Origin of the sequence: Nocardia sp. JW2 (assembly GCF_051843015.1) — a bacterium.
GTDB lineage: Bacteria > Actinomycetota > Actinomycetes > Mycobacteriales > Mycobacteriaceae > Nocardia > Nocardia coubleae.
This window is the reverse complement of the sequence record NZ_JBPXLK010000004.1, coordinates 302,843-324,590: the sequence shown is the minus strand read 5'-3', so window position 1 is coordinate 324,590 and position 21,748 is coordinate 302,843. Positions and strand designations below refer to the sequence as shown.

23 protein-coding genes are annotated in these 21,748 nt (G+C 69.3%); 12 read left to right on the top strand and 11 right to left on the bottom strand.

What is annotated here, in order from left to right; all coding sequences use genetic code 11:
* Positions 1-62: 62 nt before the first annotated feature.
* Together ACSVDM_RS09150 and ACSVDM_RS09145 are read left to right on the top strand one after the other, a co-directional pair.
* Entirely contained in the window at positions 63-1,457 is a 1,395-nt protein-coding gene (locus ACSVDM_RS09150) for a CoA transferase (RefSeq protein WP_439263998.1), read from the top strand.
* A complete protein-coding gene (locus ACSVDM_RS09145) occupies positions 1,454-2,854 on the top strand; it encodes an amidohydrolase family protein (protein WP_439263997.1) in 1,401 nt (466 codons plus the stop codon). Before ACSVDM_RS09150 ends, ACSVDM_RS09145 begins: the two co-directional genes overlap by 4 nt.
* Here ACSVDM_RS09145 and ACSVDM_RS09140 read toward each other — a convergent pair.
* Together ACSVDM_RS09140 and ACSVDM_RS09135 are read right to left on the bottom strand one after the other, a co-directional pair.
* Positions 2,851-4,014: a thiolase C-terminal domain-containing protein gene (locus ACSVDM_RS09140; RefSeq protein WP_439263996.1), complete on the bottom strand. Its 1,164-nt coding sequence runs from the start codon at positions 4,012-4,014 to the stop codon at positions 2,851-2,853. The two genes, ACSVDM_RS09145 and ACSVDM_RS09140, sit on opposite strands and share 4 nt — an antisense overlap.
* The gene (locus ACSVDM_RS09135) at positions 4,011-5,201 is read right to left on the bottom strand and encodes a Zn-ribbon domain-containing OB-fold protein (RefSeq protein ID WP_181696102.1); all 1,191 of its coding nucleotides are present in this window, start codon (positions 5,199-5,201) and stop codon (positions 4,011-4,013) included. The genes ACSVDM_RS09140 and ACSVDM_RS09135 overlap by 4 nt, the downstream gene beginning before the upstream one ends.
* A gap of 101 nt (positions 5,202-5,302) precedes the next feature.
* Between ACSVDM_RS09135 and ACSVDM_RS09130 the strand changes: the two genes are divergently transcribed.
* The gene (locus ACSVDM_RS09130; RefSeq protein ID WP_439263995.1) at positions 5,303-6,232 is read left to right on the top strand and encodes an alpha/beta fold hydrolase; all 930 of its coding nucleotides are present in this window, start codon (positions 5,303-5,305) and stop codon (positions 6,230-6,232) included.
* Here the strand turns inward: ACSVDM_RS09130 and ACSVDM_RS09125 are convergent.
* Genes ACSVDM_RS09125 through ACSVDM_RS09095 form a run of 7 tightly spaced genes read right to left on the bottom strand, consistent with a single transcriptional unit; the run spans position 6,195 to position 12,819 of the window.
* Positions 6,195-7,343 carry an acyl-CoA dehydrogenase family protein gene (locus tag ACSVDM_RS09125; protein WP_439263994.1) on the bottom strand — a complete coding sequence of 383 codons (1,149 nt, stop codon included), beginning with the start codon at positions 7,341-7,343 and terminating at the stop codon, positions 6,195-6,197. The two genes, ACSVDM_RS09130 and ACSVDM_RS09125, sit on opposite strands and share 38 nt — an antisense overlap.
* Positions 7,344-7,359: 16 nt before the next feature.
* Positions 7,360-8,505 (bottom strand): thiolase family protein, encoded by a 1,146-nt coding sequence (locus ACSVDM_RS09120; protein WP_439263993.1) that lies wholly within the window; start codon positions 8,503-8,505, stop codon positions 7,360-7,362.
* A gap of 18 nt (positions 8,506-8,523) precedes the next feature.
* Positions 8,524-9,336 carry an enoyl-CoA hydratase/isomerase family protein gene (locus ACSVDM_RS09115; protein ID WP_439263992.1) on the bottom strand — a complete coding sequence of 271 codons (813 nt, stop codon included), beginning with the start codon at positions 9,334-9,336 and terminating at the stop codon, positions 8,524-8,526.
* On the bottom strand, positions 9,333-10,547 hold the full coding sequence (locus ACSVDM_RS09110; RefSeq protein ID WP_439263991.1) for a CaiB/BaiF CoA transferase family protein: 1,215 nt from the start codon (positions 10,545-10,547) through the stop codon (positions 9,333-9,335). The genes ACSVDM_RS09115 and ACSVDM_RS09110 overlap by 4 nt, the downstream gene beginning before the upstream one ends.
* A complete protein-coding gene (locus ACSVDM_RS09105) occupies positions 10,547-11,314 on the bottom strand; it encodes an SDR family NAD(P)-dependent oxidoreductase (protein WP_439263990.1) in 768 nt (255 codons plus the stop codon). The genes ACSVDM_RS09110 and ACSVDM_RS09105 overlap by 1 nt, the downstream gene beginning before the upstream one ends.
* The gene (locus ACSVDM_RS09100) at positions 11,315-12,493 is read right to left on the bottom strand and encodes an acyl-CoA dehydrogenase family protein (RefSeq protein ID WP_439263989.1); all 1,179 of its coding nucleotides are present in this window, start codon (positions 12,491-12,493) and stop codon (positions 11,315-11,317) included.
* Positions 12,494-12,504: 11 nt separating this feature from the next.
* Entirely contained in the window at positions 12,505-12,819 is a 315-nt protein-coding gene (locus tag ACSVDM_RS09095; protein ID WP_181696109.1) for a hypothetical protein, read from the bottom strand.
* A gap of 156 nt (positions 12,820-12,975) precedes the next feature.
* Between ACSVDM_RS09095 and ACSVDM_RS09090 the strand changes: the two genes are divergently transcribed.
* From ACSVDM_RS09090 to ACSVDM_RS09050, 9 genes are read left to right on the top strand one after another with little or no spacing between them, the layout of a single operon-like run.
* Positions 12,976-13,509, top strand: coding sequence for a carboxymuconolactone decarboxylase family protein (locus ACSVDM_RS09090; protein ID WP_225280082.1), 534 nt, complete (start codon positions 12,976-12,978; stop codon positions 13,507-13,509).
* Between the two features lie 4 nt (positions 13,510-13,513).
* Positions 13,514-14,785 carry an aromatic ring-hydroxylating oxygenase subunit alpha gene (locus ACSVDM_RS09085; RefSeq protein WP_439263988.1) on the top strand — a complete coding sequence of 424 codons (1,272 nt, stop codon included), beginning with the start codon at positions 13,514-13,516 and terminating at the stop codon, positions 14,783-14,785.
* Complete coding sequence (locus ACSVDM_RS09080; RefSeq protein ID WP_439263987.1) at positions 14,766-15,092, top strand: hypothetical protein; 327 nt, start codon at positions 14,766-14,768, stop codon at positions 15,090-15,092. The genes ACSVDM_RS09085 and ACSVDM_RS09080 overlap by 20 nt, the downstream gene beginning before the upstream one ends.
* A 2-nt stretch (positions 15,093-15,094) precedes the next feature.
* Complete coding sequence (locus tag ACSVDM_RS09075) at positions 15,095-16,306, top strand: metal-dependent hydrolase family protein (RefSeq protein ID WP_225280085.1); 1,212 nt, start codon at positions 15,095-15,097, stop codon at positions 16,304-16,306.
* Positions 16,293-16,709: a nuclear transport factor 2 family protein gene (locus tag ACSVDM_RS09070; protein ID WP_439263986.1), complete on the top strand. Its 417-nt coding sequence runs from the start codon at positions 16,293-16,295 to the stop codon at positions 16,707-16,709. The genes ACSVDM_RS09075 and ACSVDM_RS09070 overlap by 14 nt, the downstream gene beginning before the upstream one ends.
* Positions 16,706-17,794 carry an acyl-CoA dehydrogenase family protein gene (locus ACSVDM_RS09065; RefSeq protein ID WP_439263985.1) on the top strand — a complete coding sequence of 363 codons (1,089 nt, stop codon included), beginning with the start codon at positions 16,706-16,708 and terminating at the stop codon, positions 17,792-17,794. The genes ACSVDM_RS09070 and ACSVDM_RS09065 overlap by 4 nt, the downstream gene beginning before the upstream one ends.
* A gap of 3 nt (positions 17,795-17,797) precedes the next feature.
* Positions 17,798-18,592, top strand: a complete 795-nt coding sequence (locus ACSVDM_RS09060; protein WP_439263984.1) for an acyl-CoA dehydrogenase family protein — start codon at positions 17,798-17,800, stop codon at positions 18,590-18,592.
* On the top strand, positions 18,589-19,164 hold the full coding sequence (locus tag ACSVDM_RS09055; RefSeq protein WP_439263983.1) for a TetR/AcrR family transcriptional regulator: 576 nt from the start codon (positions 18,589-18,591) through the stop codon (positions 19,162-19,164). The genes ACSVDM_RS09060 and ACSVDM_RS09055 overlap by 4 nt, the downstream gene beginning before the upstream one ends.
* Positions 19,165-19,200: 36 nt before the next feature.
* Positions 19,201-20,070 (top strand): acyl-CoA thioesterase, encoded by an 870-nt coding sequence (locus ACSVDM_RS09050; protein ID WP_439263982.1) that lies wholly within the window; start codon positions 19,201-19,203, stop codon positions 20,068-20,070.
* 10 nt (positions 20,071-20,080) lie between these two features.
* Here ACSVDM_RS09050 and meaB read toward each other — a convergent pair whose 3' ends face one another.
* Both meaB and ACSVDM_RS09040 read right to left on the bottom strand, forming a co-directional pair.
* Complete coding sequence (gene meaB / locus ACSVDM_RS09045; protein WP_439263981.1) at positions 20,081-20,971, bottom strand: methylmalonyl Co-A mutase-associated GTPase MeaB; 891 nt, start codon at positions 20,969-20,971, stop codon at positions 20,081-20,083.
* 9 nt (positions 20,972-20,980) lie between these two features.
* Positions 20,981-21,748, bottom strand: a complete 768-nt coding sequence (locus tag ACSVDM_RS09040) for an enoyl-CoA hydratase/isomerase family protein (protein WP_439263980.1) — start codon at positions 21,746-21,748, stop codon at positions 20,981-20,983.

The following is a 21,748-nucleotide window of genomic DNA, read 5'->3' as shown; positions in this document are numbered from 1 at the left end:
GCCCTGCGGCGCGTGCTGGACGCTGGGCCGGGCAGGGTCGATCTGCGAAGGGTGGCGCTGAGATGTCACGACATTCGCTGCGCCGCAGTGTGACCGGAGCACCCACTCCAGAAGAGGTCGTCAACGCTTGGTTGCGCACACTCACCGACTCGGTGCCTACCGAATTTCCAGGTGCTGTCGAATGTCCGGCGCTGGGTTGGGCCGGTTCGGGTGCGATGGCCTTGACCGGGCATCCGGAGGCTGCGCCGGATCCGTCTCCCGCGCCCGCGTTCGCCTTGCTCGGCGCCGCGCTGCGGGCATTGTCGTGGGTCACCGGGGAGATCGGTTCGCGAGTGGATCTCGAGCCAGGGGCCGTGCTGACTGCGCGGGCCGAGGAAGGGGGTCTGCGGCGGGCCGGTCGCCGTTCGGCCGGGGGTGCGAGCAGGCTGGTTCGGACGGCGGACGGATGGTTCGCGCTGACGCTCGGTCGGCGCGACGATATCGAGGCGGTTCCCGCGCTGCTTGGCGGGGTGTTCCAGGGGGATGCGTGGGGGGCGATCGAGGCTGCGGCGGTGGGGTTCGGGGCACGGGCGCTCGCCGAGCGCGCGCAGCTGCTCGGCATACCGGCGGCGGCCCTCCCCGATCGAGGTACACGTCTGCGTCGAACTCCCCAGCCCTGGAAGGTTTCTCGCATTGCCGCGCCGGTGGCGCAAAGATCGCTGCGCGGACTGGTGGTGGTCGATCTGACCTCGATGTGGGCCGGGCCGCTGTGCGGCCGGATACTCGGGGCGGCAGGTGCACACGTGATCAAGGTGGAGAGCCCACACCGGCCCGACGGTGCCCGCGCCAATCCGGGCTTCTTCGACTGGCTGCACGCCGGGCAGGAGTTCCGCACTGTCGACTTCCGCACGCCGGCGGGCCGCACCGCCCTGGTCCACCTCCTCGATTCGGCGGATGTCGTGCTCGAGGCTTCCCGGCCCCGGGCGCTGGCTCAGCTCGGTCTCGCACCCGAAGACCGCACGCACCCGGACGGGCAGATCTGGTTGAGCCTCACCGGTTACGGCCGCTCGGAGCCCCTGCGGGTGGCCTTCGGTGACGACGCCGCCGTAGCAGGCGGTCTGGTGGGCCGCCACCATGGCGAGCCGGTGTTCTGCGCCGATGCGATCGCCGACCCGCTGTCGGGTGTCTGCGCGGCCCTGGCGGTAGCGAGTGCGCGACGGTCCGGTGGCGGGGTGCTGATCGATCTGTCGATGCGTGACACCGCAGCGGCTTTCGCCACCGCACCCTCGATAACGCACGGACCCCATACGGTGCGCGACCACGACGGCACCTGGGTAGTGGAATGCCCACTGGCACAATGTCATCACCCCGTGCGCGAACCAGCACCACGGTCCTCATGGCGCTCTCCCGCCCCGGCCGACCCACACAGCACCAGCGGCACCGGTACAAACCCACGCTCCGGAATGGCCCCGGCATGACACTCATCCGGCGGGCCCGCGTCTTCGGGGCGGAACACACCGACGTTCGCTGGCACGGCACAACGATCGTCGAGTGCGGGCAGGGGCTGCGGCGAATTCCGGGGGAAGACGAGATCGATGCGGCGGGTGGGTGGCTGCTGCCGGGGCTGCACGATCATCACCTGCATCTGCGATCGCTGGCTGCGACCGCTGATTCGCTGACGCTCGGGCCGCCGCAGGTCCGCACCGCCGCCGAGCTCCGGTCCCGGCTCCGGCGAGCCGAGGCGGACCTGCGTCCCGGTGCGTGGATTCGTGCCGTCGGCTACCACGAATCTGTTGCCGGACAACTGGGTCGGCACACGCTGGATCTGGTGACCGCAGAACACCCGGTCCGTATCCAGCACCGTTCCGGCGCCCTCTGGATGCTCAATTCGCGTGCCTGCGCCGAGCTGGGCCTCGATGACGACCCGCACCCAGGCATCGAGCGCGCCGCCGACGGCCGCGCCACCGGACGTCTCTTTCGAATGGACGGCTGGCTCGGTGCGCGCCTCACCGCGCAAGCCGGCGAGCCGGGGTCCGCACGGCTCGATCTGGCGGCGGTCAGCGCACGGGCGGCCGCACGCGGAGTCACCGGTCTCACCGACGCGACCCCGGCACTCGACCAGGCGGCGGTCGACGATCTGGCCCGAGCCGTCGACGACGGTCGCATCGTTCAGCGCGTGCACTGCATGGCGCCACCGGATATCGAGGTGCCCGGTGTCGAGCGATTCTCCCTGGGCCCCACCAAGATCCTGCTCGACGACACCACCCTGCCCGACCTCGACCGGTTCGTCGACCGGATCCGCGAGACCCACACCGCGGGCAGGCCCGTAGCGGTGCACTGTGTGACCCGGGTCCAGTTGATCCTCACGATGACCGCACTCGACATCGCGGGTATCCGGTCCGGGGACCGCATCGAGCACGGTGCGATCGTGCCGAGCGAGACGATCGACTGGTTACGCACCCGGCGGGTTCCGGTGGTGACCCAACCGCATTTCCTCGTCGAACGTGCCGAGCAGTACGGGCGCGAGGTCCCGGCGACCGACCGGCCGGACCTGTGGCGCCTCGGTTCCCTCGTGCGGGCGAATGTGTGCGTGGCCGCCGGGACGGACGCACCTTTCGGCAGCGCCGATCCGTGGCGCGTCATCGATGCCGCCGTCAACCGCCCGCCATATCACGATGTGCCCGAACATCTTTCGCTCGAATCGGCAGTGCGCCTGTTCACCGGCCACCCCGACCGTCCGACCGTACCGCGCGCGATCACACCCGGCGCGGTCGCCGACCTCACTCTCTTGGCCGTACCGCCGGAGGACATGCCAGCGGTGCTCGCCGACCCGCCGATCGCGGCCACCGTCGTCGATGGCCGCGTCGTCCACTAGTAACCGTCGCCCGAGGACAGGATCGTCACAGCCGATACCGCCGTCGGCCCACCGACAGTGTGCGCCAAGCCGATTCGCGCCCGATCGACCTGATTCGCCGCGGTACCACGCAACTGCTCGAACAGTTCCACGCACTGGGCGACCCCCGTCGCGCCCGGCGGGTGCCCCTTCGCCTTCAGACCGCCGCTCGGATTCACCGGCAGGGCACCACCCACACTGGTGACCTCCGACTCCAGCAGCTTGTACGCCTCGAACCGCTCGGCGAAACCGAGGTCCTCGTAGCTCATCAGCTCGATGCCGGTGAAGAAGTCGTGGACCTCCGCGACATCGACATCACGGGGCGTCAGGCCCGCCATGGCGAACGCCTGCTTGGCGGCGCGCACCGTCGACGGGAAGGTCGTCATGTCCCGCTTGTGCTGGTGCATCACCGAATCCATGCCGAGACCGACACCGCGGATCCAGACCGGGTGATCGGTGTAGCGGTCGACGACGTCCGCGGCGGCCAGCACCAGCGCGGCGGCGCCGTCGCTCTGCGGCGCGCAGTCGTAGAGACCGAACGGGGTGACGACGGTCGGCGCCGCGAGCACGTCCTCGATGCTGATCTCGAAACGCAACCGCGCCTTGAGGTTCCGCACACCGTGCCGGTGATTCTTCACCGCCACCATCGCCATGTGTTCCCGGGTCGCCGGGGATTCGTGCAGATAGCGCGCGACGTGCAGGGCGAAGCCCGCCGGTGCGACGAGCCCGAGCGGATAGTCCCAGGCCATGTCGCGGGTCATCGCCTCCCACTCCCACAGCATGTCCTTGGACGCCGATTCACGCAGCTTGTCCGCGCCGACCACCAGGGCCACGTCGAACGCGCCGGAGGCGATGCCGAACAGGGCGTTGCGCACCGCGTCGTGCCCGGTGGCACAGGCGTTTTCGACCCTGGTCACCGGAACCTCGGGCAGCCCGAGGGTGTCGGCGAGGATGCCGGAGGGGAATCCGTCGGTGGTGCCGAGTTCACCGAACCACGCGGCCTGGATATCGGACCTGCGCAACCCCTTGTCGACGCTGCTCGCGCATTCGGCGAACGCCATCGGCACCAGATCCTTGATACCCAGGGCGAAATGCTCGGCGAACGGCGTCATCCCGGCACCGACGATCGCGACTCTTCTCATGCTGCGGCCTCCTGTTCCAGCGGGCTCTCGGGTTCGAAGGCGTAGCCGTAGTCCGGCACTCCCGACCGCACGGCCACCCGGCGCAACACCATGCGACCCCGGGCACCGATCGCGACCGAACCCGGTTCGGCACCGGTGACTTTCACCAGCGCACGGACACCCACCCCGTCGAGTTCGACGATGACCAGCGAATACGGTGTCGTCAGCCCCGGCACCGGAACATGCACGGTCACCGCCGTGTACACCACCGCCGTGCGTGGCAACGGCACCAAGGTGTAGCCGGTGTGCAGGGTGCCGTCCTCGTCGACGCGATACCTGGGCGGGAAGTCCAGTTCACTCGACCCCTCGTGCCGACCGGCGACCCACCGCACCTTCGCCTCGAACGCTCGCTCGTAGGCGGCCAGCGAGATCGGGATATCGGCACCGGAAACCAAGGCGCCCAACGGTTTCCCCCGAGGTGGCGATTCGCGACGGTGGACCTGCGCGGTGCCGGCCCCGACGGTCAGCGCGGACAGACTGCCCTGTTCCACTCCGACCAGCGGGCCGGCTTGTGCGGCCTCGATCATGGCCGTCAGCGCGAACAACCCCGAACCGGCTCCCAGGGTAGGGAGCACCGGCGGCGTACCGAGACACAGGTCGGCGGCCTGTCCGTGGTCGATCCCGGCCACGGCGATCGGGGTGTCGAGCCAGGCGGCCGCCAGCGAACCGAGCAGTCCCCGATCGCGCAGCAACCGGGGGTCACCGTAGTCGTGCACGACACCGGTGGCGGTGCGCGTGCGCACCGGCAGGCTGCGTGCGATCCGGGCGGCGGTCCTGACCGGCACTCCGCGCTCGGCGGTGATCGCGGCGGCCGCGCCCGCGGGTTCGAGATCGACACCGATGACCAGGGTGCGCGGGCGGGCCGAGCCGAGCGCGTCCAGCGCCGCCGGTGCGCCGCCGAGCCGCTCGGCCACCTCGAGTTCGGGGTCGAGCCCGAGCCCGGCCAGCAGGACGGCGGCGTGCCCGCCCTCGAGCAGGGGCAGGTCCCGGCTCACCAGCACCACGTGTTCCACGGCGGACCCGGCGGCCAACGCGGCGCGGCCCGCTTCGACGGCGAGAGTGACCGCGTCCTCGTCGTCGCCGGGTATGCGCTGTTCGGCGGTCCCCCAGCACGGCAGATAGGTGCCGACCGAAGCGATATACGGCATTCCGCTCTCCAGACATAGCGACGATAATGTGATTCTCACTATAGAGAATGAATGATCAGTCTGGAAATAGTAGCGTTCTTGACATACGAACGGAGACTGCCTTGACCGAATCCATCGGCGCGCGAACAGGTCTGCTCGGGCCTGGCGACGAAGCGCCCGTCAGCACCCATGTCGTGGAGGTCGACGGCATCCCGATGTCGGCGCTGCTGGCCGAGGCGAGCGACCCGCGCGCCGTCATCGTCGCCCTGCACGGCGGTGCGACGACCTCGGCGTACTTCGATTGCCCCGGCCACCCGCGACTGTCGCTGCTGCGCACCGCGCCCGCTCTCGGGTTCACCGTGCTCGCTCTTGACCGGCCCGGCTACGGCAGCTCCGCGCCGTTCGCCACCGAGATCTCGGCCGCCGAGCGGCGCGTCGAACTCGCCTACGGCGTCGTCGAGCGGTTACTGGGCGCGCGGCCGCGCGGTGCCGGGGTCTTCGTCCTCGCGCATTCCGCCGGGTGCGAGTTGGCGGTGCGGATGGCCGCCGACGTTCGCGGTGCCGACCTGCTCGGTGTCGAGCTGTCGGGCACCGGCCGTGAGCACCACGCCGACGCCGTCCGCGTGCTGTCGGTGGCCGGACAGGATCGCGGTGCCCGGCTGCGCGAACTGCTCTGGGAACCGAGCGCCCTGTATCCCCCGGAGATCTTCGGCGGCGCGGCGATCGCGGCACGCGGCCCGATGTACGAGGCCACCATGATGCCCACCTGGACCACCCACGACTTCCCGCGGCTGGCCGCCCGGATCGCGGTGCCCGTACAGCTGACCGTGGCCGCACACGAAAGAGTCTGGCGCACCGACCGACTCGCGCTGGCGGAGATGCTCGCCCTGTTCGCCGGGGCACCGCGCGTGGTGCTCAACGAACAGGCCGACAGCGGGCACAACATCAGCATGGGGCACTCCGCGACGGCCTATCACCTGAAGGTGATGTCGTTCGTCGAGGAGTGCGTCCTCGTCAGAGACCCAGCGATTTGGCGACGATCACCTTCATGACCTCGCTGGTCCCCGCGTAGATGCGGGCCACTCGGGCGTCGGTGTACAGCCGTGCGATCGGATATTCGGTCATGTACCCGTATCCGCCGAACAGCTGCAGGCACCGGTCGACCACCCGGCCCTGCATCTCGGTGGTGAACAGCTTCACCCGCGCGGCGTCGGCCCCGGACAGCTCCCCCGCCACCAGATCGAGCACGGCGCGATCGACCATGGTCTGGGCGGCCTCGAGTTCGGCCGACATCGCCGCGAGCTCGAACTTCGTGTTCTGGAACGACGCGACCGAGATGCCGAATGCCTTGCGCTGCTTGACATACTCGACGGTGGCGCCGATCGCGGCCCGCGCCTGGGCCACCGAGCCGACGGCCACGGTCATCCGTTCCTGCGACAGGTTGCTGCCGAGATAGCCGAAGGCCGCGCCCTCGGCGCCGAGCCGGTTCGCGACCGGCACCCGGACGTCGTCGAAGGACAGCTCGACGGTGTCCTGCACCTTGCAGCCCATCTTGTCCAGCACCCGGCCCCGCTCGAAGCCGGGCATGCCGTCCTCGACGACGAGCAGGGTCAGGCCGGCGCGCCGATCGAGTGCGTCGGTCGAGGTCCTGGCCACCACGATCACCAGGTCGGCCAGTAACCCACCGGTGATGAAAGTCTTCGCGCCGTTGAGCACGTAGTCGTCGCCGTCGCGGACCGCGCGAGTGCTCATCCCCGCCAGATCCGAGCCGGTGCCGGGTTCGGTCATGGCGATGGCCGTCAGCAGCGTCCCGTTCGCCAGACCGGGGAACCAGCGTTCGCGCTGCTGGTCGTCGGCATAGGACAGGAAGTACGGCAGGATGACGTCGAGCTGGGTGCGCACGGTGCTCAACGTGACGAGTGCGCGCGCCGCCTCCTCCTGCAACACCGCGTTGTAGCGGTAGTCGCGCAACCCGGCTCCCCCGTATTCCGGTGGGATCGCGACGCCGAGAATGCCTGCCGCCCCGAGCTTTTCGAAGACCGCGCGGGGCATCTGCCCGGCCTTCTCCCAGTCGGCGTAGTGCGGAACGACCTCCTTCTCGATGAACTCCGCGGCCAGCCCACGGAAGGCTTCGTGGTCCTCGGTATAGATTTCCCGGCGCACCGATGTCTCCTTGTGGTCAGGCCGCGGATTCGACGACGGTGGCGTTGGCGGTGCCACCGCCCTCGCACATCGTCTGCAGGCCGTAGCGAATGTCGTTGTCGCGCATGTGATGGATCATGCGCACCAGCAGTCCCGCGCCGGAACCGCCGAGTGGATGACCGAGGGCGATCGCCCCGCCGAGCGGATTGACCAGCCCGGGGTCGGCGCCGGTTTCGGCGAGCCAGGCCAGCGGCACCGACGCGAACGCCTCGTTCACCTCGAACACCCCGATGTCGGACAGGGCGAGACCGGCTTTGCGCAGCACCTTCTCGGTCGCCGGAATCGGGCCGGTGAGCATGAGCACCGGGTCGGCGCCGGTCACCGCGCCCGCGCGGTAGCGCACCAGCGGGGTGAGGCCGAGTTCGCGGGCGCGCCGCGGCGTGGTCACCAGGACAGCGGCGGCGCCGTCGGAGATCTGGGAGGAGTTGCCCGCGTGGATCACCCCGTCCGGGCGGAACGCGGGCTTCAGCGCGGCCAGGGTGGTCGGGCTCGTCCCCCGGCGCACACCTTCGTCGGCGGCGACGGTGCCGCCGTCCGTGACCACCGGCACGAGCTGGCCGTCGAAGGCGCCACTGTCCTGGGCGGCGGCCGCACGCTCGTGCGACAGCGAGGCGAATTCGTCGAGCCGCGCCCGGGAGAGGTTCCACTTCTCGGCGATCAGCTCGGCGGAAATGCCCTGGTTGAAGGAGAAATCGTCATAGCGCGCAAGGGCTTTCGGTCCGTACGGCGCGCCACCGGCCTTCGCGGCACCCAGCGGTACCCGGCTCATCACCTCCACACCACCGGCGACGGCAACGTCCTGCTGTCCCGACATCACCGCCTGCACCGCGAACTCCACCGCCTGCTGACTCGAGCCGCAGGCCCGGTTCACGGTGGTACCGGGAATGCTCTCGGGCCAGCCGGCGGCCAGCACCGCGTAGCGTCCGATATTGCTCGATTGGTCGCCCACCTGCGAGACACAGCCCCAGATCACGTCGTCGATCACGACCGGATCGATTCCGGTGCGCTCGATCAGCGCGGTGAGCACCAGCGCCGACAGATCCGCCGGATGGGTTCCCGCCAGCCCGCCGCGCCGTTTTCCCCACGGTGTACGGACCGCTTCGACCACTACTACCTCGCGCATGGGCGCTCTCCGTTCGATCTACTGATGGTGGCGATCCGGTCGCCGCTCGACTGCCCAGCGACCGGTGAAGTTCGGTTCCCGGCCCGCCGCGAAGGCGGCGAACGCCTCCGGTGCGTCGGCGGTCGCGAGATTGATGCCCTGTACCCGCGCCTCGTTCGCGAGGGCGTCGCGCAGGGTGCGGTCGGCGCCCTCGTTCAGCAACGCCTTGGTCTGGGCGAGGGCCACCGGCGCCCCGGCGGCCAGCCGTTCGGCCAGCCGCACCACGAAGGCGTCGATGTCCGGTTCGGGCGCGATCCAGGTGACCAGGTTCAGCGCCTTCGCCTCGGCGGCGTCGATGGTCTCGGCCAGCAAAGCCAACCGCTTGGCCTGCTGCAACCCGACGAGTCGCGGCAGCAACCAGGAACCACCGAGATCCGGCGAGAGCCCACGCCGGGTGAAGATCTGCGAGAACCGCGAATCCGGCGTCGCCACCACGAGATCACAGCCCAGCGCCAGATTCCAGCCTGCCCCGACCGCCACCCCACGCACCTTGGCGACAGTCGGCATCGGCAGCTCGTGCAGCAGCAACGCGACCTCGGTGAGCACCCGCATCCGGTACACCGGGTGGCGCGGATCCGGGGCGGAGATATCGGCTCCCGAGCAGAACGCGCCGCCCGCACCGGTGAGGACGAGCACGCGGACATCCGGGTCGTTGCCCGCCGCGTCGAGCGCCGTGCGCAGGGCCGACCACAGTTCGCCGTTGATCGCGTTCTTGCGTTCGGGGCGGTGCAATGTCAGCGTGCGCACCCCGTTCCGATCCTCGGTGCGCAGGACCTGTTCGGTCGTCGTCACTGGTGACCGCCCGTACCGATGAGCCCGTACACGCCGAGCAGGGCGATCTCGTCATCGGTGAGACCGATCTCGGCGAGCACGGCGAGAGTGTGTTCACCCAGTGCGGGCACCGCACCCATCGGCGGGTCGAAACCGGCGATGATCGGCGGGGGAAGCAGCGACGGGATCGGGCCCACCGGAGTGTCCACGGCGCGCCAGCGGGCCCGGTCGGTGAGCTGGGGGTGGACGAGCACCTCGGCGGGGGTGTTGTAGCGGGCGTTGCCGATGCCCGCCGCGTCGGCCACGCGCTGGATGTCGGCCAGATCATGGTCGGCACACCAGGCGCGGATCTCGGTGTCGAGCAGGTCGCGGTGGCGCACCCGGTCGGGGTTGGTCCGCAACCGTGGATCCTCGGCCAGATCCGGGCGGTTCATCAGTGCCCGCGAGAACCGTTGCCATTCACCGTCATTGGTGGTTCCCAGCACCACCGTCTGACCGTCGCGAGTCGGGTACGCGCCGTAGGGTGCCACCGCGGGCGAGCTCATGCCGAGCGGTTGCTGTTCGATGCCCGAGTGCCGGGTGTAGGTCAGCTGGTAACCCATCACCTCGGCCATCGTGTCGAACAGGCTGACGCTCACCGCCGACCCACGGCGACCACCCTGTGCACGGGCGTACAGCGTGGCCAGGATCGAGATCGCCGCATACAGACCCGCACTCACATCGGCCACCGGCGGACCCGGTTTGGCGGGCGCACCGGCTAGCCCGGTCACCGCGCACACCCCGGCCTCGGCCTGGACCAGCAGGTCGTAGGCGCGCTTGCCCGACAGCGGCCCACCCGCACCGAAACCGTCGATCTCCACCGCGATCAGATCGGGATGGTGTTCGGCCAGTTCGGCGGGAGCGATGCCGAGCCGCGCGGTGGCACCGGGCGCCAGGTTCGACACCAGCACATCGGCGTGGTCGAGCAGCCGGTGCAGAACTTCCAGTCCGGCGGCCGATTTCAGGTTCAGCGCCACCGATTCCTTGCCGCGGTTCACCCACACGAAGTGTGCGGCGAGGCCCTCGACCACGTCGTCGTAGTGCCGCGCGAAATCACCGCCGTCCGGATTCTCCACCTTCAGCACCCGGGCGCCCAGGTCGGCGAGGGTGCGGGTACACATCGGCGCCGACACCGCCTGCTCGAGCGCCACCACCGTGACACCCGCGAGGGGCGCCCTGCGGTGCTCGCCCATCACATCACCATGCCGCCGTCCACCGGCAGCACCTGCCCGGTGACGAACGAGGCGGCATCGGAGGCGAGGAAGACGAACGCGCCCGCCACCTCGTCGGGTTCGGCCCAGCGCCGCAACGGGATCCGGTTCAGCATCTGCGGTGCGAAACGCTCGTCGGTGCGCAGCGTGCTTGTCATCGGTGTGGCCGCGAGCGGGGCGAGCGCGTTCACCAGGATCTGTTTGCGGGCCAGCTCGCGCGCCAGCGATTTCGTCACGCCGATGAGCCCGGCCTTGGCCGCCGAGTAGTTCACCTGCCCGAGGGTGCCGACGATGCCCGCCGACGAGGTGACATTGATGATGCGGCCGGTGCCGTCGGTCGCGAGCTTCGGCAGCGCGGCCTGGGTGCAGCGGAACGTGCCGAGCAGGTGGATGTCGAGCAGCCGGCGCACCGATTCCTCGGTGGTGTCGGCGAACATCGCGGGATCGGTGACCCCCGCGTTGTTGACCAGGATGTGCAGGGTGCCGCCCGTCAGCTCCGCGGCGGCCGCCACCGCTGCCTTCGCCGAGGCCCGGTTGCGCACGTCGAGAACCGCGCTGCGGGCGATGCCGGATGCGGCGACGATCTTGTCCGCGACCGCGGCCGCAGCTGCCCCGTCGAGGTCGGTGACCAGCACCGACGCGCCCGCCTCGGCCAGCGCACCGGCGACGGCGGCGCCGATGCCGCCCGCCGCGCCCGTCACGAGTGCCGAGCGTCCGGTGAGATCGAAACGTGTTGTCTTGGTGGTCATTCAGTAGCTCCTCGGCATTCCAAGCGTGTGCGATCCCAGGTAGTTCAGGATCATTTCCTGACTGATCGGCGCGATCTTCATCACGCGCGCCTCGCGGAAGTAACGGGCGACGTTGTATTCCTCGGCGTAACCCATCCCGCCGTGGGTCTGCAGGGCCCGGTCGGCGGCGGCGAAACCCGCTTCGGCGCACAGGTATTTGGCCGTGTTGGCCTCCCGGCCGCAGGGCCTGCCGTTGTCATAGAGCCAGGTGGCCTTGCGCAGCACCAGCTCGGCGGCGTCGAGGTGGGCCAGCGAATCGGCAAGCGGGAACTGGACGGCCTGGTTCATCCCGATCGGCCTGCCGAAGACCTCGCGCTGGTTCGCGTAACGCACGGCGCGGTCCACCGCCACGCGGCCGATGCCGAGCGCCTCGGCGGCGATGAGCATCCGCTCGGGGTTCAGGCCGTCCAGCAGGTAGCGGAAGCCCATCCCCTCCTCCCCGACCCGGTCCTCGACCGGAACGCGCAGGTCGTCGATGAACAGCTCGTTGGAGGTGACGGCATTGCGGCCCATCTTGGCGATCGGCCGGATCTCCACGTGGGCGCGGTCGAGATCGGTGAGGAACAGGGTCATCCCGTCGGTCTTCTTCTCGACGTCCTCGTACCGGGTGGTGCGGGTGAGCAACAGGATCTGTTCGGACTCGAGGGCTTTCGAGATCCACACCTTGCGCCCGTTCACCACGTAGTGGTCGCCGTCGCGCCGGGCGAAGGTGCTGATGCGGGTGGTGTCCAGGCCCGCGCCCGGTTCGGTGACCCCGAAGCACACGTGCAGGTCGCCGGTGGCGATCCGGGGCAGCGTACGGCGTTTGAGCTCCTCGGAACCGTGCACGACCACCGGGTGCATGCCGAAGATCGACAGGTGGATGGCGCTGGCGGCGTTCATGCCGCCGCCGGAGCGCGCGACCTGTTCGAGCAGCAGCGAGGCCTCCGTGATGCCGAGGCCGTGCCCGCCGTACTCGGGTGGGATCGTGATGCCGAGCCAGCCGCCCGCGGCGACGGCGTCGTAGAACGCGGTGGGGAATTCGTGTGCCTGATCCCGCTGCATCCAATAGGTGTCGTCGAACTTCTTCATCAGCTCGGCCACGGAATCGCGGATCAGCTGCTGGTCGTCGCTGAGCGCGAAGCTCATTCCCCCTGACATGCCCGTTCCCCTCAGTCCGAGGCGGGCAGCGCTTTGGCCGCCTTGATCGTCATCGGCTCGCCGTCACAGCTCAGCGCGCCCGAACCCGGTGCGGTACAGAGCACTTCCACGCTGTCGGTGGCATCGACATAGCGCTTGCCGAGCAGGGTGACCGCCGCGCCGCCCCCGACGGCCGGCGCGGCGGTGACGGTGGTCGCGGCGACCATCGGGCTCGCACCGCAGGCGAGCACGGGGATCCGGTCGGCAGGCACCCGGATCACCACGACCCGCGTGCCGCAGACGGTGCTGGCGAGTTGATCCCCGGGACGCAGTGGCGCTGCCGTCATGATGGATCTCCCTTCGATGAAAGTGTCATTCTCGTCAGTTGAAAGCTAGCTTCTCATTCGGAGAGAATCAATGGGGCGTTGACTCGGTCGGCAACTCGTGGAAACCTTACAGTTCAAATCTGAGAATGTAATTCTCCTACCCGAGAGGCGGAATCAATGCGGCTACCACCGCTGCCGGCGGACCGTTGGGACGACCAGGTCCGTGGCGCCTTGGCCGGGATGATCCCGCGCGACCGGCAGCACCCGGCCGGCGCCGGAAACGCGCTGGCCACCCTGGTCCGGCACCCCGACCTGACCCGGGCCTACCTCGGTCTCGGTGTGCACCTGCTGTTCCGGTCCACGCTGCCGCCCCGGGTTCGCGAGCTGGCGATCCTGCGGGTCGCGCACCGGCGCGGCTGCGCCTACGAGTGGGACCACCACGTGGCCACGGCCGAGGCCGTCGGGCTGACGGCCGCCGACATCGCGGCGGTCGAGGGCGGACCGAGCACCGACGAATTCGATCGTGTGGTCCTCGACGCCACCGACGAACTCGATGCCACCTCGAACCTCAGCGACGCCACGTGGGCCGCGCTCGGCACCCGGCTCGACGAACGCCAGTGCATGGACCTGGTTTTCACGGTCGGCGGCTACTGCATGGTCGCCATGGCCTTCAACACCTTCGGCGTCGAAGTCGAACAGACGGAAAGGTAAACCCTTGCCCCACTTCACCAAACCGGCCGCGGGTAGCTGGACGGAGCACTACCCCGAACTCGGTACCGAGCCGGTCGACTACACCGACTCCATCGATCCGGCCTTCTACGAGGACGAGCGCAACGCCATCTTCAAGAAGAGCTGGCTCAATGTCGGCCGCGTAGAACGGCTCCCACGTGGTGGCAGCTACTTCACCAGGGAACTGGCCTGTGTTGGCACCTCGCTCATCATCGTCAAGGGCACCGACGGTGTCGTTCGCGCGTTCCACAACATCTGCAGGCACCGCGGCAACAAGCTGGTGTGGGACGACTTCCCCAACGAGGAGACCTCGGGCACCTGCCGCCAGTTCACCTGCAAGTACCACGCCTGGCGCTACAGCCTCGACGGTGCGGTGAACTTCGTCCAGCAGGAGAAGGAGTTCTTCGACCTCGACAAGCAGCTCTACGGCCTGAAATCGGTGCGCTGCGAAGTCTGGGAGGGCTTCGTCTTCGTCAATCTCGACGAGGACGCACCGCCGCTGACCGAGTATCTCGGCCCCCTGATCACCGGCGTGCAGGGCTACCCGTTCCACGAGTTCACCGAGGTCTACAGCTACCGCGCCGAGATCGGCAGCAACTGGAAGCTGTTCATCGACGCCTTCGCCGAGTTCTACCACGCACCGATCCTGCACATGAAGCAGGCGGTGAAGGACGAGGCCGACAAGCTGGCCGGTGTCGGCTACGAGGCGCTGCACTACCAGTTGCAGAGTCCCCATTCGATGATCTCCTCGTGGGGCGGCATGGCTCCGCCGAAGGACCCGAAGATGGTCAAGCCGATCGAGCGGGTACTGCGCAGCGGCCTGTTCGGGCCGTGGGACCGCCCCGATATCGACGGTCTCGACACCCTGCCCGAGGGGATCAACCCGAGCGGCCACCGCGCCTGGGGCGTGGACGAGTTCGAGATCTTCCCCAATATGTCGCTGCTGTTCTGGGCGCCGGGCTGGTACCTCACCTACCACTACTGGCCGACGGCGGTCGACCGGCACATCTTCGAGGCGAACCTCTACTTCGTGCCCCCGAAGACCGCCAGGGACCGGCTCGCGCAGGAACTGGCCGCCGTCACCTTCAAGGAGTACGCGCTGCAGGACGCGAACACCCTCGAAGCCACCCAGACGATGCTGGCCACCCGCGTCGTGTCCGATTTCCCCCTCAACGATCAGGAGATCTTGCTGCGCCACCTGCACAAGGTCGCCAAGGACAAGGTCAAGGAGTACCGAGATGCCGCTGCTGCCCGCTGAATTCGCCGATCTGGAACGCTTCGCCGCGTGGGCGCTGCCCACCGAACCCGAGCGCTACGCCAAACGTCTGGCCTCGGGCATGCCCGAGATGCAGGACTTCTACGACACCGCGTTCCCCCGGCTGGAGGACGCGATCACCTACTGCGACAAGTTCCCCTTGGCCGATCTGCCCGCCGACGCGCGCGCCCTGATGCATCTGATGCAGGCGCTGGTGAATGTGTCCTTCCCCGTGGAGGTCTGGAAGCAGGCGCGGGTACCCGACAGCGGCGCGGCCATGGTGGAACTGATCCGGGAGCCGGTGGTCTGACCGTGCTGACGCTGCTGGCAGCGGGGCTGCTCGACATCGACGCCGGAGAAATCGTCCGGCCCGGCGTGGTGCGGATCGAGGGCGACCGGATCGTCGGTATCGGCGGCGAACCGGAGGGGGAGGTCATCGAGCTGGGTCCGGTCGTCCTGCTGCCGGGCCTGATGGATATGGAGGTCAATCTCCTGATGGGCGGGCGCGGCGAGACCGGGCTGGCCTCGAGCGTGCAGGACGATCCGCCGCTGCGGATGCTGCGTGCGGTGGGCAATGCCCGCCGCACGCTGCGCGCGGGTTTCACCACCGTGCGCAACCTCGGCCTGTTCGTGAAGACCGGTGGCTATCTGCTCGACGTAGCGCTCGGCAAGGCCATCGACGCGGGCTGGGTCGACGGCCCACGGATCGTGCCCGCCGGCCACGCCATCACCCCGACCGGCGGGCATCTGGACCCGACGATGTTCGCCGCGTTCGCGCCGCACGTGCTCGACCTCAGCATCGAGGAGGGCATCGCCAACGGTGTCGACGAGGTACGCAAGGCGGTCAGGTACCAGATCAAGCACGGTGCTCAGCTGATCAAGGTGTGCGTCTCGGGCGGGGTCATGTCGATGACGGGTGCTCCTGGGGCACAGCACTATTCGATGGAGGAGCTGCGCGCCATCGTGGACGAGGCGCACCGGCGTGGACTGCGGGTGGCCTCGCACACCCACGGCGCCGACGCCGTGCGCGCCGCCGTGGAGGCCGGCATCGACTGCATCGAGCACGGTTTCCTGATCGACGACGACGCCATCGCGCTGATGGCCCGGCGCGGCACCTACCTGGTGCCGACCACGCGCCTGGCCGATGCCATGGATGTCTCGAACGCGCCGCCGGAACTGCAGGCCAAGGCCGCGCAGATGTTCCCGCGCGCCCGCACCTCGGTGCTGGCCGCCTACCGGGCCGGGGTGAAGATCGCCGTTGGCACCGATGCCCCGGCGATCCCGCACGGCCGCAACGCAGACGAACTGGTCGCGCTCGTCGAGCGAGGCATGAGCCCGTTGGCCGTGCTGCGCGCCGCGACCGTCACGGCTGCCGAACTGATCGATGTCACCGACCGGGGCCGGCTGGCCGAGGGTCAGCTCGCCGACATCATCGCGGTCCCCGGCGACCCGCTCCAGGACATCACCGTCACCCAGCGGGTGCGGTTCGTGATGAAAGGTGGAAAAGTCCATGTCCACAAGTGACGATGTGATCGCGATCGAACAGTTGCTCGCGCGCTACGCGGTGACCATCACCCAGGGCGATATCGAGGGATTGGTCTCCGTCTTCACCTCCGACGGAACCTACAGCGCCTTCGGCGACACTTATCCGCTCGACGAGTTCCCCGACCTCGTCGCGGCGGCGCCGAAGGGCTTGTTCCTCACCGGGACTCCGGCCCTCGAGATCGACGGCGACACCGCCTCGGGCACGCAGCCGCTGTGCTTCGTCGAGCAGTCGACCCACGACATGCGCATCGGCTACTACCGCGACACCTATGTCCGCACCGAAACGGGCTGGCGGTTGCGCACCCGGGCCATGACCTTCATCCGCCGCAACGGGGACCACGATTCCGGCCGCCCGCACGCCTTCCACCGACCGAGTGCGTGAACCGCGACGACTTCCGGGCCGGGCTGCGGGCCTGGCTCGACACCAACGACCTCTCTCCCGGCGCGCACCGATCGCTCGACGACCAGGTCGCGCAACTGGCGAGAGTGCGGCGCGCGCTCTACGACGCGGGCTGGATGCGTTACGGCTGGCCCGTCGAGGTCGGCGGGCTCGGTGGCAGGCCGGTGCTGCGGGCGATCCTCGGCGAGGAGGTCGCCGCACGCGATCTGGCCGAGCCGGGGATCTTCTCGATGATCGAGGTACTCGCGCCGACGATGATCTCCTACGCCGCACCGGAGTTGGCGGCGCGGATGGTGCCACGCCTGCTCAGTGGGCGTGAGCAATGGTGTCAGGGATTCTCCGAACCGGGCTCGGGCAGCGATCTCGCCTCGTTGCGCACCAAGGCCGAGCGACGCGGTGAGCACTGGGTGATCTCGGGCCAGAAGGTGTGGACGAGCCTGGCCCAGTACGCGCAACGCTGTGTGCTGTTGACCCGCACCGGAATCGGGCACGACGGGATCACCGCGTTCTTCGTCGACATGGACTCCCCCGGCATCACCGTGCGGCCGTTGCGCACGATGCACGGCATCGACGAGTTCGCCGAGGTGTACTTCGATGATGTGGTCGTGCCCGCCGACCGCATGCTCGGCAGGCCGGGCGACGGGTGGCGGGTGGCGATGGATCTGCTTCCGCACGAACGCTCCACCTGCTTCTGGCATCGGATCGCCTACCTCTACACCCGCCTCGACCAGTTGCTCGCGCAGGCGAGCGAACCCGGCGATGCCGAACTCGGCGCCGTATATCTGGCGCTGCACACCGTGCGCTGCCGCTCGCTGGCCACCCAGGAGCGGCTCGACGCGGGCGCGGCACTCGGGCCGGAGACCTCGGTGGACAAGGTGCTGCTCGCGACCGCCGAACAGCACCTGTTCGACACCGTCCGCGAACTGTTGCCCGGTGTCGTCGAACTCACCGATTCGCCGTGGCGCCCGGAGTTTCTGTACTCGCGGGCCGCGACGATCTACGGCGGCACCGCCGAGATCCAGCGCAACATCATCGCCCGGCGACTACTCGACCTGGGCAAGGAGTGATTCATGGATGCCGCCGATCTCGATCTGCTCGCCACCACCCTGCGCGCGGCGATGACCGGTGCGACAGGTGAGGACCTGTACGCCGCGCTCGTCGACCTCGGCTGGCACGAGATGCTCAGCGAGGCAGCCGATTCCACTGTGCCGCTGGTGTTCCGGCTACTCGGGGAGACAGGCGCGCACGCCCCGCTGCTCGACGACGTGATCCGCGCGCAGGGCGGCCTCCAGCACGCCGCTGCCACCGGACCGCTCACGCTGCCCTACGCCGGCGGACGCTGGGTGCGCTGGGAGCGGGCCGACCCGACCGACAGCGCACTGCTCGATCCCGATCTGCCGTTGCGGGAGGTGTCGACGGGTGGCGCGGTTCCGCTCGCCGCGGGCCGGGTCGCGGTGGGTTGGTGGCTGACCGGTGCGAGCCGGGCGATGCTCGCGCTCGCGCGGACGCACGCGCTCGATCGCGTCCAATTCGGCCGTCCGATCGCCTCGTTCCAGGCCGTCCGGCACCGGCTCGCCGAGGCCTTCGTCGCCGTCGAAGGGGCCGAAGCCACCCTCACCGCCGCCACCGGCGATCTCGGTTCGGCGCTGGCCAAGGCCGCGGCGGGCCGGGCCGCGCTGGTGACGGCTCGGCACTGCCAGCAGACGCTCGGCGGTATCGGATTCACCGCCGAGCACGCCTTGCACCGCCACATACGGCGGGCACTCGTGCTCGACGGCTTGCTCGGCAGTTCCCGTGAACTCGTTCGCGAAGCCGGCGCGACCATTCGGGTCGCGGGCACGGCGCCACGGCTGGTGGGGCTGTGAGCGAGCGGGTGCAGCGATTTCTGGATGCGGCGCTGGCGATCATCGGTGAGAACGGCAGCACGGATTTCACCGTGCAGGAGGTGGTCGAGCGTTCACACCAGTCGCTGCGCACCTTCTATCTGCAGTTCGACGGCAAGAACGCGCTGCTGCTCGCCCTGCTGGAGAACGCCCTCGGCCGGGCGGCCGACCGGATCCGGGCCGCCGTCGCGGCCGAACCGGATCCGCTCGGGCGGCTCGCGGTCGCCGTGCGGCTGCTGTTCGCGCTGTGCCGCGACGATCCGGGCGGGCGGGATCCGCTGTTCACCGATTTCGCACCGCGGCTGCTGGTCACCCATCCCGCCCACGTCGAAGCCGCGCACGCCCCGCTGCTCGGCCTCTTCGTCGAGCTGGTCGGCGACGCCGCCGCGGCGGGCGCGCTGCGGCCCGGCCTGAATCCCCGCCGGATCGCGGCGATCACGATGCAGACCGTCATGTTCACCGCGCAGGCCGACGGCGCCGACGAGTCCTCGCTCACGCCCGAAGAAGTCTGGGAATTCTGCACATCCGGTGTCAGCACCATCGCGAGAATGTAATTCTCGCTATTGGAGAACATCAATTACACTAGGTGTATGGACGATCTCTGGAACCCCCTGCTCGAATGTCTTGACCTGCGCCCTCCGGAATCCGACACCGGCACGATGGATCTCCCGCCGGACCGATTCGACGGGAGCCATCTGCCCCTCACCTATCGCAGGCTGTTCGGCGGGCAGATCCTCGGACAATTCGTCCGCGCGGCGGAACTCGCCTGCCCGGACAAGACGGTGAAATCGATCCACACCCTGTTCGCCAAGGAGGGCCGCTACGACGAGCCGATCCGGTACGAGGTGGCCCGGCTGCACGAAGGCCGCTCGTTCGCGAGCCTGGCGATCACGGCCACACAGTCCGGGCGACTCGTCGCCGGCGCCTCGGTGTCCATGCACATCGAGGAGGAGGGTCCGCAGCATCAGCGGGTCGACGGCATCGCCGACCTACCCGGCCCCGAACACCGGGTGCGCTTCGACCTGCTGCCCTGGGAGACGCGCGCCGTCGACGACCTCGACGCCACCACGGCGGAACCACCCGAGTACGAATTCTGGATGCGCACACCGGAAGTCGGCGTCGAACTCGCCGCCGCGCTCACCGCCTACGCCACCGACCTGACCCTCATCGGCACCGCCCTTCGCCCGTTCGAGGGCGTGAATCAGCGCGGCAACGGCACGGTGTTCACCTCCGCCGTCACCGCACACACCCTGTGGTTCCACCGCCCGTTCCGCACCGACGACTGGCTGCTGCTGCGTCAGCACAGCCCACTGCTGGCCCGGGGTCGCTGTTTCGGTCGTGGCGACGTGCTCACCGCGGCAGGCGAACTCGTGGCGTCGTTCGCGCAGGAAGCGGTCGTGCGCTTCGACAGTGCTGCCGCACAGAAGTTTTCGCCGGCGGGTGCGGCACAGTCCGCGTGAGGACGGACAGTCACCGATGCTGGTCTACGGCGGCGGCCAGCAGCCGCTCGGCCGCACCGTAGGCATCGTCACGACCCGTCGCGACGGCGGCGGCGAGTTCGTCCAGACCCGGATGGGCCCGCAGCCGCGACTGCGCGAGGGACAGAATCTGCGCACGCGCACGCGCGGCACCCCGCGCGGCGGAATCGGCGCGATGATGGGCGTCGATCGCATCGATCAAGGCATCGATCCCGGTGCCACGGGCAGCGATCAACTGCAGGATGGGCAGACCGGTCTCCAGGTGGAGTTCCCGGGCGGTCTGCTCCGCCCCGTCGCGGTCGGCCTTGTTCACCACCAGGATGTCGGCGACCTCGAGCAGGCCCGCCTTGGCCGCCTGAATCGCGTCTCCCGCACCGGGATTGAGGATCACGACCGCCGGATCGGCGACCGCGGCGATCTCGATCTCGGACTGCCCCACCCCGACCGTCTCCACCAGGATCACGTCGTAGCCGAGCGCACCGAGCAACCGGATCGCCGCGGGCACTGCGGCCGCGAGTCCGCCGAGGTGCCCCCGCGCGGCCACCGAGCGGATCAGCACGCCCGGGTCACCGATATGCGCGGCCATCCGGATGCGATCACCGAGCAGCGCACCACCGCTGTAGGGCGAGGAGGGATCGACGGCGAGCACCGCCACGCGCAAGCCCCGCGCACGATAGCCGGTGACCAGCGCCGCGACGGTGGTGGACTTGCCGACGCCCGGTGGCCCGGTCAGCCCGATCACCGGCACCGGCACCGGCACCGGCTCGAGTTCGGTGAGCACCTGCGCGCGTCGTGGGCTCTCCACCAGGCTCAGCAGCCGCCCTGCCGCGCGCACCGAACCGGTGCGCGCCAGCCCGATCAGCTCGGCGATGTCCTCGGGCATTGGGCTTCGCTATTTCTTTCCGGCCGTGAGGCGTTCGATGGTCGCGTGGAAATCGGCTGTCTGGAACGACAGGTCCTCGGCGGTGGTCGCGTAGTCGAGACTGGCGAGCACCGCGCGTTCCAGATGCAGATTCAGTAGGCGCTTGGTGCTCTCCACCGCCTGTCTCGGCAACGCGAGCATGCGCTCGGCGCAGGCCAGAGCTTCGGCCATCGGGTCGGCGACCACGTGATTGACCAACCCCATCTCCCCGGCCCGTTCGGCCGGAATACGCGCACCCGTCAGCGCGAATTCCTTGGCGAAGAGCAGGCTGGTGTGCAGCGGCCAGGTGAGCGGGCCGCCGTCGGCCGCGACCAGCCCGACCTGGACGTGCGGGTCGGCCAGATACGCCGTCTCGGCGATATAGACGATGTCGCTGAGCGAGACCAGGCTGCAGCCGAGGCCGACCGCCGGACCGTTGACCGCCGCGATCACCGGAACGCGACAGCGCGCCATGCCGAGCACGATGTCGCGGCCGTGCGCGATCGTCTTCGCCCGCAGCTCGGCGTCGCGGCTCAGCTCGGCGAGATAACCGAAGTCACCACCCGCCGAGAAGGCCTTCCCGCTGCCCGTGAGAATCGCGACGCGGGCGTCGCGGTCCTCGCCGAGGCGCGGCCACAGGTGGGCCAGACCGGTGTGCAGATCGTCGTTGACGGCGTTGAGGGCGTCGGGGCGGTTCAGCGTGATGATCCGCAGCGGCCCCTCGGCCCGGACGTCGATCTCGACGGGCAGGTCATACAT

Excerpts from the sequence above, each read along its gene's own strand:
- ACSVDM_RS09150 (WP_439263998.1), top strand. The coding sequence starts at position 63 with ATGTCACGACATTCGCTGCGCCGCAGTGTGACCGGAGCACCCACTCCA.
- ACSVDM_RS09145 (WP_439263997.1), top strand. The coding sequence starts at position 1,454 with ATGACACTCATCCGGCGGGCCCGCGTCTTCGGGGCGGAACACACCGAC.
- ACSVDM_RS09140 (WP_439263996.1), bottom strand. The coding sequence starts at position 4,014 with ATGAGAAGAGTCGCGATCGTCGGTGCCGGGATGACGCCGTTCGCCGAG.
- ACSVDM_RS09135 (WP_181696102.1), bottom strand. The coding sequence starts at position 5,201 with ATGCCGTATATCGCTTCGGTCGGCACCTATCTGCCGTGCTGGGGGACC.
- ACSVDM_RS09120 (WP_439263993.1), bottom strand. The coding sequence starts at position 8,505 with ATGCGCGAGGTAGTAGTGGTCGAAGCGGTCCGTACACCGTGGGGAAAA.
- ACSVDM_RS09110 (WP_439263991.1), bottom strand. The coding sequence starts at position 10,547 with ATGGGCGAGCACCGCAGGGCGCCCCTCGCGGGTGTCACGGTGGTGGCG.
- ACSVDM_RS09105 (WP_439263990.1), bottom strand. The coding sequence starts at position 11,314 with ATGACCACCAAGACAACACGTTTCGATCTCACCGGACGCTCGGCACTC.
- ACSVDM_RS09100 (WP_439263989.1), bottom strand. The coding sequence starts at position 12,493 with ATGTCAGGGGGAATGAGCTTCGCGCTCAGCGACGACCAGCAGCTGATC.
- ACSVDM_RS09095 (WP_181696109.1), bottom strand. The coding sequence starts at position 12,819 with ATGACGGCAGCGCCACTGCGTCCCGGGGATCAACTCGCCAGCACCGTC.
- ACSVDM_RS09090 (WP_225280082.1), top strand. The coding sequence starts at position 12,976 with ATGCGGCTACCACCGCTGCCGGCGGACCGTTGGGACGACCAGGTCCGT.
- ACSVDM_RS09080 (WP_439263987.1), top strand. The coding sequence starts at position 14,766 with ATGCCGCTGCTGCCCGCTGAATTCGCCGATCTGGAACGCTTCGCCGCG.
- ACSVDM_RS09070 (WP_439263986.1), top strand. The coding sequence starts at position 16,293 with ATGTCCACAAGTGACGATGTGATCGCGATCGAACAGTTGCTCGCGCGC.
- ACSVDM_RS09060 (WP_439263984.1), top strand. The coding sequence starts at position 17,798 with ATGGATGCCGCCGATCTCGATCTGCTCGCCACCACCCTGCGCGCGGCG.
- ACSVDM_RS09050 (WP_439263982.1), top strand. The coding sequence starts at position 19,201 with ATGGACGATCTCTGGAACCCCCTGCTCGAATGTCTTGACCTGCGCCCT.
- meaB (WP_439263981.1), bottom strand. The coding sequence starts at position 20,971 with ATGCCCGAGGACATCGCCGAGCTGATCGGGCTGGCGCGCACCGGTTCG.
- ACSVDM_RS09040 (WP_439263980.1), bottom strand. The coding sequence starts at position 21,748 with ATGTATGACCTGCCCGTCGAGATCGACGTCCGGGCCGAGGGGCCGCTG.